This is a genomic window from Staphylococcus sp. GDX8P80P (assembly GCF_017893095.1).
Taxonomy (GTDB): domain Bacteria; phylum Bacillota; class Bacilli; order Staphylococcales; family Staphylococcaceae; genus Staphylococcus; species Staphylococcus borealis.
This window is the reverse complement of the sequence record NZ_JAESMI010000086.1, coordinates 1-474: the sequence shown is the minus strand read 5'-3', so window position 1 is coordinate 474 and position 474 is coordinate 1. Positions and strand designations below refer to the sequence as shown.

Below are 474 nucleotides of genomic sequence, written 5' to 3'. Positions count from 1 at the left end.
CAAAATTGGAACTATTACGAAATTAATGATGAATTCATTTGCCCGAATAATCAACGACTAGGTTTTAAAAGATATACCTATCGTCATGATAAGTATGGTTTTAAATGAGACTTCAAATTATATGAATGTGATGTTTGTTTAGAATGTTCTCTGAAAAATCAATGTATAAACTTCAATTCAAAAATTAATGAAGAATTAAAACTGGGAATATTTTAAATCCCAAATTAACAAAAAGCTTTCAGAACTAGAAACGAAAATCATCTACAGTCAAAGGAAAATTGATGTGGAGTCGATTTTTGGATTTATGAAGACGATCTTAAGTTTCACTCAGATGTCTGTACGAGGGATAAATAAAGTCAAAAGAGAACTTGGTTTTATATGAATCACACTTAATATAAGAAAAGTAACAACTCAACGAGCTGAAAATAATCACAAAAATTATAAAAAAAGGGAGTGGAACAGAATTCTTTTAAA

General features: G+C 28.1%; 1 pseudogene. It reads left to right on the top strand.

Annotated elements, in window-relative coordinates:
* Positions 1 to 474, top strand: a pseudogene (locus tag KA858_RS08405) (transposase); the annotation flags it as partial.